Raw genomic sequence first — 14637 nt, forward strand, 5'->3', positions numbered from 1 at the left:
CCGTCAACCGTGCTGCCCTGCAACGAATTTGTGACAGCAACCCCCTGAAGTTGCCTGCCGGTGAGTCCGTAAGCTGTGGGCACGGCTGTACACCTGTGTGGTTTCCCTTGAGAGGTGAGGGAGTTGTTCAGCCGTGTCGGCTGACGGGGGTGTTTTTCTGCTGTGGCGATGATGCTGCCGGACGAACTCGAGTGGGTTCTCCAGATGCTGGGCTACAAGTGGCCGACGGCGAACGAGGACAAGCTCAGGGACTGCGCCACCATGTGGCGGGAGTTCGGCGGCAAGGTCACCGAGCTCCACACCAAGGCCAACAACAGCGCCCGCACGGTGACGGCTCACAACGCCGGCGACTCGATCGACAAGTTCCGTAAGACGTACGAGAAGTTCGACGGCGGAGGCGGCCAGGACGGCTACCTCCGCAACGCCGCCGAGGCCGCCTTCCTCATCGCGAACGTCCTGGAGGCCTGCGCCTACCTCGTCGAGTTCGCCAAATGGGCGGTGATCGCCCAGCTCATCGCCCTGGCCATCCAGATCGCCGCCGCCGCTGCCGCCGCACCCTTCACCTTCGGTCTGTCCTCGGTCGCGGGAATGGGCGCCACCCAGGCCGCCCGGCTGATCGTCCGGCGCATCTTGGACGAGCTCAAACAGGCGATGATCGAGGCGCTCATCGAGACGCTGAAGGAGCCTGCGATCTCCGCGGTCGAGGCGATGATCAGCGACCTCGTGCGGCAGACGGTGAACGTCGGCTTCGGCGCCCAGGAGGGCTACGACGTCGGCGCCACCATGAAGGCCGGTGGCGAGGCCGGCCTCGACGCACTCAGGCAGAGCCCGCAGACCTTCGCCGAAGGCGTCCGCGACAGCCTGGGCCAGAAGGCGGGCAGCCGGGCCCGGCACGCCATCGACAGCCGTATCGACGGCTACGACGGGCCGTCGGGGCCGTCGGGGGGCGACCTCGGGAGCAGCGGCGGGAACAGCGGGAGCGGTAGCTCCGACGGCAGCGCGGACTCCGGGACCGGCGGTTCCAAATCCTCGTCCTCCCCCGACTCCTCGTCTTCCAGCTCTTCATCCTCCGACTCGTCGAGCTCGTCGAACTCGGACTCCTCCACGTCGACGCGTGCGAGCAACGGCCCCGGCGTGAACATCGGCGGCGGGATATCCGCCGACACCGGCGGCAACGACATCGGCGCCCCGAATGTGGGTGCGGGTCCCAACTCCGACTCCGGGCCCGGCAACGACTCCGGGAACCGGTCCTCCTCGGACACCCCGTACTCCAGGCCGGCGCCCTCCACAGGACCGTCCCTGTCGGACTTCGACGACCCCTCTCCCGGCGGGGCCTCACCCCGTGGCGCGGACTCCAACGGTTCGTCCGGCACTCCGAGTACGCCCGGCCCCTCGCACTCCGGCGGCGGCTCCCCCGTGTCCGGCCTGTCGTCCCCGACCGCGCAGTCCGCGCCCACGTCCGCGTCGTCCGGCGGTACGTCGTCCTCGCCGGGGGGCGGCTCGATCGGCACCCAGATCGACGGGCTGGCCGCGAGTACGCCCACGCAGTCCAACGCTGCGCCCACGCCGACGACCGACCACTCCCCGGGGGGCACGGGTGGCCGTACGGACGGCGGCTCCGCCATGCCGACGTCACCCACGGCACCCTCCACCGGGGGCGCCACTCCAGGCACCCAGCACACCCCGGGCGGCGGCTCCGGCGGAACCTCGTCCGCGACGAGCCCGAACCCCGGTTCCGGTCAGGCGAGGAATCCTTCCGCCGGTACGCCCGGCACGCCGTCCGCTGCCAGTTCCGCCGCTTCCACCGTTACGAGCCCGAGCACCTCCAACGCCGGCCCGGCGCGGACTCCATCCGCCACGACGCCGGGCACCACGGCGTCCGCCACGGGGACGGGCCCTGCCTCGACGCCGAGCACCACCACGCCCTCGACCACGTCGCGGACAACGCCGTCGCAGACGCCGACGCCGACGCCGTCGCAGACGCCGCATTCCCGAATACCGGGCTCCGACGGCCGGGCCTCCGGTACGACGGACAGCCGAATACCGCCGAACCAGAGCACTCCGGGCACCACGCCGGGAGACCGCACGACGCCTCAGAACACCCCGGGCACGACGCCGGGCGAACGGACTCCTGCGCGAGACGGCGCCGCCACGACGCCGGGTGACCGCACCTCGAACCGGGACAACGCCGGCACCACGCCAGGCGACCGCACTCCGCCGCGTAGCAACGCGGACCCGACCGGCGCCCGTACGCCCGGCCAGAATCCGACTGGGACCACACCGAACCAGCACACGGGTCAGTCATCGCCCTCCAGGACGCCGTCCGCGTCCACCAGTACTCCGACGGCCACGCCTTCCACTGCCTCCGACAACGGCCCTGACCGAACCTCGACCCCGAGCAGCAACGCTCAGAGCCCGTCGACACAGCCTGGCCGCTCTCACACGCCGGGCACGCCGCCCGCACCCAGCACTCCGAGTCAACCGAGCACCGGCACGGGCTCCACCCCGCCGCGTCCGCATCAGCCCGCCGGCAACACGCCCAACACCCCCAACACGCCCGCCAACCCGAACCCGAACAACCCCACCCCGCAGCAGCCGGCCGCCCAGCCGCACAAGCCGGAGAACTCGTCGCCCGACCGGGACCGGCAGCCCAAGCAGCAGCAGGTGACGGCGGTCCCCATCCACACGGTCGTCACGGCTCCAGGTCCCTCGCAGTCACCGTCCCACGCGGACCCCGCCACGCCTCAGCACCCGGGCTCCCCCCAGGCCACCCCGAACGGCTCCAGCAACCAGAACCACACCCAGCAGGACAGCCTGGACGACATCCGCGCCGACCTGGACCACGCCCCGGGAGGCCTGTCCCAGCCCGACCCCGCCGACCAGCAGGCACTGGTCGACGCCGTCCCGCACAACGAGGACGGCACCCCACAGCGCTTCCCCGACCCCTTCGGCCCCTGGGCCCAGCTCCAGAACGACGGCGGCAACACCGTCCCCGGCCGCAGCAACAACTGCGCAGACTGCTCCCGCTCGTTCCTGGAGACCTGGTACGGCAACCCCCAGGTCTCAGCCCCCCGAACCGTCGACCTCGACGAGAACGGCCAGCACAACCCGTACACCCCCGAGAACAACGCGAACGACAACCAGATCCGCTGGACCGGCGCCGCCCACACCTACGCCGGCCCCGGCGGAGACCCCGACACCGCCAACACCATCGCCTCCACCCTCCAGCAGGCCGGCCCCGGCTCAGCAGCCATCGTCCAGGTCGACTGGCCCGGCGGCGGCGGCCACGCCTTCAACGTCGTCAACCACAACGGCAAGATCGTCTGGATCGACACCCAGAGCGGCGAGGTCAGCGACAAGCCCCTCCACATCGACAAGGCCGCGCACGTCTGGCACATCCCGCTGGACGCCGACCGCAACCCCATCGACACCAGCCAGGCCGACGACAAGGACTCCGAGGACTCCGAGGACTCCGAGGACTCCGAGGACTCCGACAGCAAGAGCGACGAGTCGCAGGACCAGACCGGTGTCGCGGCCCAGCAGGAGAATTCCGAGAACGGACCGGCCGACCAGGCGGATCCCTCGGGCGAGACACGAGCACACACTCCCGACGCCGCACGGGAGTCGGCCTCCAGCCCCGCACACGGTGACAGGGAGACCGAGACCGGAAGCGACCGCGTCACACCGTTCGGCCGAGACGACACCTCACCTCCCGGCAACGACACTCGCACCAACGAGGCTGCTACGCCCGGCCCCGACCGGACCACCACCGCACCACCCGAGTCGCAGGCGCCCTCGCAGAGCGACCGCTCCGACGGCTCCGTCCGTTCGGACGATCCACGCGTGCAGCACCCGTCCAGCCCGAAACCGCACACGGACGAACGGACTGATGCCAAGGGCCCCACTCGCGCGCGCTCCGACCGGCAAGCGGAGACGACTCGCGACAGCGTGCCCCGAGGCCCCCGAAATCCCGCGGGACAAGACGCTGACCAGCACGGCGCCCCTTCGGACCCGACAGGCGACAAGGACAACACCAAGGATCCCGACGACCGCCCTTACACCGATCCTCACGACCGAGGTACCAGCGACACCTCGGCGGAAAGCCGCCGTGTCACCGAAGGCGGGCCGGACAGCGATGTCTCGCGCACCCATGAAACACCGGAGAGCGACAAGGCCAAGGAGTACGGCCTCGAACCCGACTCCTTGCAGCAAGGGCTGCGTCGGGAGCAGAACGTCCACAGGGTCGAACTCGACCGGGTCCACGCCCAGCTCGACCGCTGGGCGGATTCGGGCGCCCTCGCCGACGTCATGCGGGCGACGACCGGCAACGGCCCACAGGCCCATCCTGACGGGTCCCGCAGCTTTACTCGGGACCAACTCATCCACAGTCTCCCCGGCTTCGGTGACCTGTCACGCGGCGAGCAGCAGGCCGTTGTGGCGTCCCTCGCCCGGCTAAGCCTTTCCTTCCACCAGGAACACGCGGTGGGCCGCAGTCCGGAACGGATCCCATATCCGTACAGGAACGACGGCGAAAGCGTCCCGGACAAGGACACTCCGGACCGCGGCGCAAAGCTGTCCAAGGAGTCGCTCGGAGTGCGGCTGCATCGCATGGCGATGAACGCCCTCTTCAAGAAGGCAGAATTCAAGACACTTAAGCCTGAAACGCTCAAGGAAGTCAAACGTCACGGACCTGATTTCAGCGGGAAGAACTATGCAGTTCTCGAGGTGAAGGGCCCTCCACCGAAGAACGATGTTCATTACATCGTGGACTCGTCCGTCCCGGCCAACAAGGAGCTGAAGGGCGTACAACCACGCCACTCGGAAAGGCACCTGCTCGACTGGCTCAAGCGTATGGACCCGGACGGATCGACGTACACGCCTCTTGGCCTGTATACCGAACGAGAACCTTGCGGCGAGGGCCAGGGCCACGCGAAATGCTCCGACACCCTCCAGGACGAGCGGCTGAAGGGCATACCCATCCATTACAGCACGACTTACCGTGACGACCCGGCGGGCGTGGCCGAACGCGGAGGAATGGCAGAAGATAAGAAGGCCACGCTCAAGCAGATGGAAAACATGTCCGACGCGGAGCGTAGACAGCTCGCCGAAGAAGTGTGGCGGAAGCACTACAAAGACGACCAGAAGGGCCTCGAAAAGGCCCTGAAGAAGTTGGAGAACAACAGCGGAAAAGACTTGATCAAGGCCATACGGGGTGAGTTCGACTCCCAGCGCAAGGGAACTTCGACTCACAAGGAAGACGCCATCAAGGCTGAATTCGATCGACACATCGGCGCCTTGCAGAAAACCTGGCAAAAGCTCCGTGCCGACATTCAGGGATGACCAGACAGCGCGGGAAGCCGCCGTTCATCGGAACCCTCTCCACACACGACAACTAGGCTGTGCACCATGCCGGATGACATCGACGCTCTTGTACGAGACCTCTCCGACGATGATCGGAGCGTAGGGAAGGCCGCGGAGGACCGTCTGGTGGACCTCGGCGCACCAGCGGTCGACCACCTGCTGCCCCATGTCGGAGAGGGGGCATCGTCACGACTGAAATGGAGTGCCGAGTCCGTCCTGCGGCGGCTGGGTGACGGGGCAGTGCCCCGTCTACGGGAGATTCGGCGGCAGGGACCGGGCCGACTGCGCGGCAACGCCCTGAAAGTCCTGGTCGACCTGGGCGGCACCGAGAACCTGGACGAGAGTGACCGCAGGGCCGTGGAACGCCTCGTGCGGATCAAGATCCTGGACGAACTCCCGGTCGAGGTCCCCTCGGAGGCCGGACGTTGGCTGGCCTTCCCGGCGAACCGACTCGACGATGCCGTAGCCGCTCTCGGCCTGCACGACCTGCGACCGGTCACCACGGTCATGGGCGTGGCGGCCGCCACCAAGTCCACCGACTCGCTGGAATTCCAGGACGCTGAAGGCGCGACGCGCACGGCTTATCGGGTATTCATCACGCCGGAATTCGAAAACTCCTACGCGGAGGGGGACATCAAGCACTGGCGCATGCTGTGGGGAAACTCATTCCTGGACGCACTCGATGGTTTCGAGCTGGCCAGGAGACTCAGTGAGCAATGCGGTGAGGCTCACTTCTACGTTCTCGACCCCTACAACGCCTCCGAGAACTGGTACGTCGCCCACGACGGTCACACGCGGCGCAGTTTCAGTACTTACGCCTATCCGCAGTTCGAAGGAGAACCACTGCCCTTTGAGGCCTGGTACATGGAGAACGCCGACGACGACGAAGCGGAAGCCTACGCCGAAGGCGTTCCCGACGCCTCCACGGCAGCCCAGAACCTGTCGGTCGAACCCGGACGTCAACTCGCGGAAGATACCCACGGCCACGGCTGGCTCGCCACCACCCACCCCGGTGTACCGAACTCCCGCTTCAAGGGCGCCCTGCCCATCTGAAGCCCACGTCCGCGCCAGCGGAGGACAGGATCCATGACCGCTTCAACCGACGGCTACGCTCCACACCCCCACATAGGCGGCCGCACCAACGCCCTGCGTGCGCTCGCGGCCTGGCGCATGGCGTGGCCTGGGGCGCCTCGTGTGGTCGCGCTCACCGGAGACTCCGGCAGTGGGCGTTCGAGGTTGCTGACCGGGTTTCTGATGCTCTGCGATGCCGAGTCCCGCAAGCGACTGGATCTTGATCGGCTCGACCCGTCCTGCGTGCCGCCCGAACTGCCCGCACCCGCGGCGACGAATGCGCGCGGACTGACAGCCCAGCAATTCCTCTGGGCCCTCGCCGATCACTACGAGCTGGCCGTGGCCCGCAGCGAGGACGTCTACGCGGAACTCGCGGCCATCGGCGAGCCCGTGTCACTCGTGGTCCTGGATGTGGATCAGGCCGGTCCGGTCCGGCACACGGACGAGCCGTCCCACCTCGTACGCCACGTACTCAAGCCGCTCGCTGCCCTCGAATCGGTCCGCCTGGTGGCTGAGCTCCCACGGCATCTCGTCACGGAGCTGACCGAGGGCCTCCCAGCGGACTCCGTGCAGATCATCGACCTCGACGAGCCCCGGTGGGCCGACCCTGAAGGCCTGGTGAGGCATGCGCAAGCGGCTTTGACGCCTTCGTTCGCCGGTGCGGACTTGCCGTTCACCGTGGATCCGGAGGTCCGGCACGCCCTCGCCGCGGCCATCGGGCGCCGTGCGGGCACCAGCCCGCTCGTCGTGCAGTTGGCCGTCCAGAGCATCCTCATCGCCCCGGAGGGCGTCGACCCGACCGACGAGGGCCGGTTGCCGGCCTCGGTCGGCGAGGCGGTCGATCTTCACGCCGGACGGCTCGGCGCCGACCCGCAGACGCTGCGGCTGATGCTGGCCCCCCTCGCCCTTGCCGAGGCCGACGGCATGCCCGCCCGTCTGTGGGCACGGCTGGCGAGCGCGGTCGCCGGCCAGGACATGAGCCAGGCCATCGTTGACGGTATGCCGCTCGTCGCCCCCTTCATACAGTCCGTGGAACGGAAGGCGGACCCGGGGCTAGACGGAGAGGACGACAACAGCGGGCCGACGCTGTTGCGCCTCCTGCACCCCGCCATAGGCGACGCGATCCGGGCCGGCCTGCCGAACGTCCGCGCCGCTCAGACGCAGATCGCCATGGCTCTGCTGGAGTCCGTGCCGGAGCAGGACTGGAGCAAGGCCGACCCGTACGTACGCGACCACATCGCCGGCCACACGCTGGCGGCGGGCCTGCTGCCGCAACTCCTGACGGACCCGGGGCTGTTCGTCCACGCCGACCCCGTGCCGCTGCGCGCCGCCATCGAGACGGTCCCGGTCGAGGAATTGGGCGCACCGGCCCGTACGTATCTGCGGACCGCACCCCTGCTGACCCGTAACGAGGTATCCGAGCCCTGGCGTGCCGCTCTGCTGGAGACGGCGTTCGTCGAGGACGGGTTGCCCGAGTATGCCGACGCCGTGCACCGGCTCGGCTTCGAGCTGCCCTGGCAGACCCTGTGGAGCCTGCCCGTCGCCGGCATCAGCGAAGTGACGGTCGGCAGGCTTCCCGGCGCCGAGGGGTCCGCGACTCCCGTGGCGGTGCTCGTGGTGCCCCCGGGCACTCCTGGCGCGCGCCCGACGAGCGAGGGTGGCGAATCCGCCGTGCTCGTTCAAGGCCTGGTAGCTGCGGGTGACGACCTTGCGGACCCGGACCTCGGGCAGATCTTGCGCCCGTCCGAGGAGGAGCGGGATGCCGCTCCTCTGGGGCTGAGCCGCGGCGCCGACTACCTTCGCATCTGGGTCCGCGCGAGCAATGAGGTGGTGGCCGCACTGGTCTCCGACATCCCGTTCACCTCCGCCGACCTGTCCCCCGACGGCATCCTGGTCGTCGCGACCGAACGCGGGGCGAAGGCCCTTCGCATCCGCTGGGTGGACCCGGCGATAGCCTCGTAGGCATATAGCCCTCGTGGGCACTTGGTGCACGTCATCTCCACACTCTCGGCCTCCGCCCTCTCTCGACCGACCACACCCTCGACCGACCACACCGAAGGAGCCTCCCCGTGACCAGCCAGGAGCAGGCGCTCGCCATCGCCGACCGTTGGCTCAACCCGGAAGGCTCGGCGGGGCCGCGGCGCGAGGTCCGGATGCGGGAGTTCGACCTGGGCTGGGTCGTGTGGGCGGCTGCCGCGGAGCCCGAGCGCGACCCGGTGACCGGGGAACGTCGGCCGCCCGCCGAGATCGGCGACGCGTGCGGAGTCGTGGACCGCCGTACCGGCGAGCTGACGGTCTGGCCGTCGGTACCGGTCGACGAGGTCGTGCAGATGTACCGGCAGAAGCACGGCGGCGCGGCGCAGGGCGCGGGAACGCCGGAAGGTGCCCGTCCGGTCACCGGCCCCGGCAACACAGCCGTCTTCACGTACATCGACCCCGCGAACGGCGAGGAAACCACACTCTTCCGGACCTCCGCTCCGGGCCTGCCCCCGGCCGAGTACCAGGCGTGGGCCGAGCTGCGGCGGATGAACGTCCCCGTCGACAACGTCGTGGCCATCCACACAGACCTGCGTCCCAGCCTGCTCCCCGGCGGCTACACGGCCGAACTCCTCAACTCCTTCCGCAACGCCGAGCTCTCCTGCTCACAGACCTACGGAACCCGTCCCGAGGAGCGCGCCGAGGGCATCGCGGCGCTGGTCGATCAGGTGGAGACGATGCACCGGATGGCCGGGCAGCAGCCGCCGCCCCGCCCGCGCCGGGTTCCGGTTCCCGCACAGGTGACGCCCGCTGAGCCCATGCGGGACGTCGCCCTCGGCCACCATCTCGTCGAGGTCCTCGGCCAGGACGGCGTACGCCGCTACGACGCCGACACCATCGCCGACAGCCCGTTGCCGGACACCTGCAAGGCGACGCTCACCTGGGCAGGGATCCCCGCCGACCTCCCCTTCTTCTTCACCGCAGACCGGCCTGACACCCCTCCGGCCGGCGGCCTGTTCACCGACGTCGCCACGAACCTGCGCGAGCGGCGCAGCCCGGCCGGCGAGGAGAAGATCGGTGTCCTCGCGCATCTGGCGCGGATCGGCTTCGACGGGGTGGCGGTCGTAGCAGTGCAGTGCCAGCCGGGTTCCGGGCAGCCGGACGGTCTGGGCGCGGTGTGGGCGGTGGATCCGGTCACCACCGAGGCTCGCTACGTCAATGTCTCGGTTGCCGCCTTCGCCCGCTCCCTGGCCCTGATCTCAGTGGTACGGCAGCGGATGCAGGGCATGGACCCGGTCGCGGCGGGCGGGGAGGTGGCGGCGCTGCAGGAGCAGTTGGCGGCCGTCGACGCGTCAGCGCTGAGCAACGCGGAGACCTGGTGGTCGCTGATCGTCGAGCAGATGTGGCACGGGTTGTTCTGACCGGACCTCCAGCATCACCATCCCCATCGAGCCAATAAGGAGCAACGAAGCCGTGACTTCGGAAAACCCGGCACCACCCACGACCCCCGAAGAGGCCCTCGCCCTCGTCCGCAGCCGGTACGCGCAGCCCAAGCTCCCGGACGGCACGCCCGCCGAGATGCGCGTCGAGGAGTTCGACATCGGCTACCTGGTGTACGCGGTGTTCCCTCTGGTCACGGACGCTGCCGGTCGGCCCCAGCCCGCTCCGCCCGGCGGCAGCAAGATCGTCGTCTCCAAGGAGAACGGCGAGACCGTCACCGTCCCCAACTACCCGACCGAGACGGCCATCGCCCTGTACCGCAAGCAGCGCCAGTCGTGACGCGTACGTCCGTGACTCGCGCATCGGGACGTGTACGTCGTGACGCGTTCGTCGTGACATGTACGTCGTGACGTGTACGTCGTGACGCGCTCGTCGTGACGCGTACGTCGTGACCTGCACGTCGAGTGCGTGATCCGTTGTCCGTGATCAGTACAGCGAGAACCCGCCGCTGTGGCGCCCCTGGTTCTTCTTCCCGGGCTGCGGGGACTGATCCGCGGAGGTGCCGGCGTCGGGCTGCCCGGAGGAAGGGTTCCCACTCGCCGGTGTCTCTCCGTGCCTGATCTGGTCGCGCTCCTCCTCCGACAGCGACTCCCACTGGCCACGCAGGGACGCCAGGCCCCCGCCCAGGGCGCGGGCGAACGCCGGGTCGTCCAGGGCGTCGCGGAGGGGGAGGCTGCCGGAGAGCATCCTTTTGGCCGCATCCTTCAGGTCGTCGCTGACGCCATCGGTTGCGGACAGCTTGCGCAGGGCGGAGTTCAGGGAACGTATCTGCTCCGGTTCCAGTGCCTCGTCCAGCACGCCGCGCTCCGGCGAATCGCCGGACGGGTTCGCTGAGTTCTCCGATCGCCTGGTCATGTCGACTCTCCTCGCTGCTCCTCGTCCTTCGGCACCCGCAGTATCCCCCGTCGCGTACGAATGCCGTGCCGGCCGCCTCGGGCGCGTGTGGGGCTACGACGCGCCAGTCCCCCCGGCGGCAAGGGGAAGGCTGAGGCGTCGGCGTCGGCTCAGCTGCCGAGCAGGTGGGTCAGGTCAGGGCAGCACATCCGCCAGCGACGCGCCCGCCGCCGCGAGAATGATCGCCATCATGGCCCAGCGGGTGCGTGCGCGCCGGGCCAACTCCACGCTGAGGCCGGCGGAAGCGAGGGACAGGACGTAGACCACGGTCCCCAGCCCCGTCGGCGCACCGCTGATCAGACGTCCCGCGATCACGACGAGGCAGACCAGCGCCACCAGCGCCCCGGCAGCCATGAGGGCACCGCGAGCGCTCCGCGCCTGCTGCGACCGTTGTCCCGCGAACCCTGGGTCCGACTGTTCCGGAGCACTCGCCCTGACCTCGTCCACGCCGGGGAGGGCCGGTTCGCCTTCGCCGCCTCGCACCTTCATCTGTACCTGTGCCTGTACCAGTGCCTGTACCTGCTGTGCCTGTACCCTGCCGTGTTCCCGGCCGTCCATGCTCATGACGAGGCAGCGTAGGTGAATTCGCTAGGCTCACGCACCATGTTGCCTTCGCAGCCGTCCTCCCCCTCGCCGGATGCCACGGTCATACGGACCGGCCGCCGTGGTGCCTCGGTAGGACTCCCCTGTTCCGTCCTCCTCATCGCCATCGGCGCCGTCGGTGTCTTCGGCGCTGTCGTGATCGCCACCGGGAACCAGAAGGGCGCATCCACCCCCGCGGGGTACGCGGGTCTCGTGTTCATGCTGGCGCTGGGCGTGGTCGGCGTGCTCCTCTTCATCGCCAACTGGACCAACCGCAGGACGAGGATCCTCGTCGACCACACCGGCCTGTGGATCGACAACGGAAAGCTGCGCAACGTCATCCCATGGCAGACCCTCGCCGGAGTCGGCCTTTACTGGAGCAGGTTCGGCCGCCAGACCATGTACTCCCTGGAACTGGTCCCCACCGGCCCCGTCGACCGCGACGACCCGGTCCTGTGGACCCTGGTCCGCGACGAGGAGCCGTTGCACCCCGACCTGCCCCGCCTGTGCTACCGCGTCCCCTTCCCCGCCGGCTGCCGGCAGGAGGTGGTCACGGCGGTCCAGCGGTACGTCCCGCACCTCTGGCTCGGTGAGTCGGAGCGCGCGGAGGGGCACATCGGCCGACCTGACGTGAAGGGACACAAGGAGCGGACTCGGGGCCGTAGGCCGTGAACAGTCTCGTACCCGGCTCTCCGGACCGCCCCCGTAAAGCGATGAGGAGAAGGCGGCACTCCCGGAGCAGAAGAACAAGACCAGAGTCGTCTACGGCGCTGTGGATGCTCGCAACGCCGATATGCACCGCTTCCGCGGAGATCTCGCGAGGGTCTGGATGAAGCTCGCCGCGAGCACTGACGTACCCTGATCAGCCGGTCTGATCGGAGTGATGCACCGTGCTTGCCGATGAAGCAGATGGCAAGATCGTGAGCTGGTTGGCCAACCCGCCGAAACACACGCCGAAACTCGCTTTGCGCGGCGCACCAGGTGTAGGCAAGACGGCCCTGCTCGCAGGACTGCACGAGCAGTTGCCCGGCTCCTTCTTCCTGGACTGCCGCGGTTTGACGGCGGATCAGGTGCTCCGGCAACTCCTCACGCACTTCGATCTCCAGCCCATCCATCGCCCCTTGGGCGACCCGCTGCAGGACACGCTGGCAGGTCTGCGCAGAGGCGGGATCGTCATCCTTGCCAATGTGCAATGGGCAGGCACCTTGTGCTCCTCGACTGAGCCACACCTCATCGATCGTGTGGTCGGGGAGTTCAGCAGCAAGGGCCGTGGCCATGTGCTTCCTGTCCTGGAGTTCGACGAGCCAAGCGACCCTGCGCACGCCGACCGGCCCAACGAGATCCTGTTGGAGAAGGATCCCGAAGGCCCTTCCCCCACCGCGCTTCTCACCGAGCACCCCGCCCTCCGTGCCTTGGCCGCGGCTGAGCTGCGTGAAATCCCTCTGCGTGTCTGGGTGTTCATCAACAGTGCGTTGGGCGGGACAGGCGCCGACGATACGCTGCACCGCATTGTGGAGCAGCAGCCCGATGCGCTGCGTTTCGCGGTTGGCTCCGGCGGCACCCCGATGGTGCGGCTGGCGTCGGACGCACTCAGGCACCTGCTCCGCAAGACGCAGCCCGTCACCGCCGCGGAGCAGCTGGCCATCACCGATGCCCTCCTCTCCGAGGCCTCGAGATGTGCCCAAGGCACATCCGACATGGAGATCGCGGCATACACCGGCCGCGCGCTCGCCATCCACGCGGCGCTCTCCGGCACGCTGCCGCGGCTTATCGAGGAACAGCCGGTACTGGCAGCGCTCGCCGATCACGTCTCGCTGCAGCAAGCGATCAAACTGGCGTGGCCGAGCGGCCCTCCTGTCGGTGGTGTCGCCGCGGACGCGCACTACCTGGACCGTGACGGCATCACACCCGACTCCCAAGGCGAGTGGCTGGCTTGGCTTCATTGGGCAGCGGTGAACCGCGGTCGCCGCGATTGGGCTGACCGGCTCGAGAGCGCCAGCCCCGTGCCGCTGGCCTGGCGCACCGGATGGTCGAAGTGGCGTCCCTACGGTGTGCTGGGACCGCGCCCCGATCTGCCCGGACCCGTCGACGGGGTGGACATCGGCACCTGCGGTGGTATCCCCGTCGTGGCCAGCGAGCACAGCGGCGGCTTCAGCCGGCAGGAGCTTGAGGCGGCGTGTTCCGACAACCTCGGCGAGTGGGGCGACGTTCAAGTGCGCGAGCGCGTGTGGCGGTTGTCCGACGGCCAGGAGTTGATCGAACCCAGAGCGGTCCACCTGTTCATCAGCGACGCAGGGGACGTGGAACGGACGGCCGGAAGCGCCCTCGACACCCGCCGATACGTCGGCTCGTCCGCTGCGAACCGTCCTGACTGGCCAGGGCTCCTGATCGCACGCACCGGAGCGGAGGCAGCAGACGAGGAACGCTGGGTGGCCTACGGTACGAGAGGTCTCTACGCCTTCGACGTTCTGCACGCCGAGGGGCTCACGGCGGGGCCCGGAACCTGGCCACGGCCCCTGGTACCGTCCCTTCGGTCGCCGGCTCCGTGGCCCGAGCCCGCACCCATTGCGGAACAAGGCCAGGCGCTCAACGCTTGGTTCACCACCACGTTTGGTGACCATGCACTGCGCCGCCTTCCTCTGACCGCCCTACCAGTCGGCCTGACCGAGCCCCACGCCCGTACGCTCCTCTCCGAGACCGGCATGCCGGCACTCGACGGGACCACACCGGCGTTCCTGACCACTGTCGCGCTCGATCAGGCCGGTCTCGAGCCGGTCGATTCTCCCGGAGACTCCTACCTCCTGGGACACTGGCTCGCGGAACCCGTGGTCCTGGAGGGCCGCACCGGTCGCGTCCTCCTCCTCTCCCCTGCCGGAACCGAACTCCTCGGCAGCAGTCTGCGGCTGTTCATGATCCTCATCGGCCTGTACCGCCTGCTGATCCTGAGCGGATTCGCCTTCCGGAGCGACGAGGAGAGGGATGCACGCCGGAGCGTGAAGGCTTGGGCACGAGAAATCGACCCCGAAGCCACAGCATCGTTCTGCTGGCAGCAGGCACTCGGCGGGCATCTGGACAGCACCTGAGCGGCTGTAAGCCGGCAAGCCTACGGAGGACATCGCGTCCGCGGACGCCGTAGTGCGTGCCCTGCCGGTCGAGTCAGTGCGGGAGGAGGCCGAGGACGAGCCCAAGAACGGCAGCAGGTACGACCGCACAGTGACGGTGACGCCTCGGCATGGAGCCATGGTCTCGGGC

9 protein-coding genes are annotated in these 14637 nt (G+C 68.9%); 7 read left to right on the top strand and 2 right to left on the bottom strand.

Going from position 1 to position 14637, the window contains the following annotated elements; all coding sequences use genetic code 11:
• The first annotated feature begins 168 nt into the window (after positions 1-168).
• The 5 genes from ACWCPI_RS36685 (at position 169) to ACWCPI_RS36705 (ending at position 10188) form a co-directional block, all read left to right on the top strand.
• A complete protein-coding gene (locus tag ACWCPI_RS36685) occupies positions 169-5340 on the top strand; it encodes a toxin glutamine deamidase domain-containing protein (protein WP_451042295.1) in 5172 nt (1723 codons plus the stop codon).
• Between the two features lie 66 nt (positions 5341-5406).
• Entirely contained in the window at positions 5407-6414 is a 1008-nt protein-coding gene (locus ACWCPI_RS36690) for a hypothetical protein (RefSeq protein ID WP_451042296.1), read from the top strand.
• 33 nt (positions 6415-6447) lie between these two features.
• On the top strand, positions 6448-8394 hold the full coding sequence (locus tag ACWCPI_RS36695; protein WP_451042297.1) for an ATP-binding protein: 1947 nt from the start codon (positions 6448-6450) through the stop codon (positions 8392-8394).
• Between the two features lie 107 nt (positions 8395-8501).
• Positions 8502-9830 carry an SUKH-4 family immunity protein gene (locus tag ACWCPI_RS36700; RefSeq protein ID WP_451042298.1) on the top strand — a complete coding sequence of 443 codons (1329 nt, stop codon included), beginning with the start codon at positions 8502-8504 and terminating at the stop codon, positions 9828-9830.
• 52 nt (positions 9831-9882) lie between these two features.
• The gene (locus tag ACWCPI_RS36705; protein WP_451042299.1) at positions 9883-10188 is read left to right on the top strand and encodes a hypothetical protein; all 306 of its coding nucleotides are present in this window, start codon (positions 9883-9885) and stop codon (positions 10186-10188) included.
• A gap of 147 nt (positions 10189-10335) precedes the next feature.
• Here the strand turns inward: ACWCPI_RS36705 and ACWCPI_RS36710 are convergent, their stop codons facing one another.
• Together ACWCPI_RS36710 and ACWCPI_RS36715 are read right to left on the bottom strand one after the other, a co-directional pair.
• On the bottom strand, positions 10336-10764 hold the full coding sequence (locus ACWCPI_RS36710; RefSeq protein ID WP_451042300.1) for a hypothetical protein: 429 nt from the start codon (positions 10762-10764) through the stop codon (positions 10336-10338).
• Positions 10765-10938: 174 nt separating this feature from the next.
• Complete coding sequence (locus ACWCPI_RS36715) at positions 10939-11157, bottom strand: hypothetical protein (RefSeq protein WP_451042301.1); 219 nt, start codon at positions 11155-11157, stop codon at positions 10939-10941.
• A gap of 249 nt (positions 11158-11406) precedes the next feature.
• Here ACWCPI_RS36715 and ACWCPI_RS36720 point away from each other — a divergent pair, with 249 nt between their 5' ends.
• Together ACWCPI_RS36720 and ACWCPI_RS36725 are read left to right on the top strand one after the other, a co-directional pair.
• Positions 11407-12057, top strand: coding sequence for a hypothetical protein (locus tag ACWCPI_RS36720; RefSeq protein WP_451042302.1), 651 nt, complete (start codon positions 11407-11409; stop codon positions 12055-12057).
• 218 nt (positions 12058-12275) lie between these two features.
• Positions 12276-14468 (top strand): SUKH-4 family immunity protein, encoded by a 2193-nt coding sequence (locus ACWCPI_RS36725; RefSeq protein WP_451042303.1) that lies wholly within the window; start codon positions 12276-12278, stop codon positions 14466-14468.
• Positions 14469-14637 lie beyond the last annotated feature (169 nt).

The sequence above is a fragment of the Streptomyces sp. NPDC001920 genome (genome assembly GCF_053594495.1).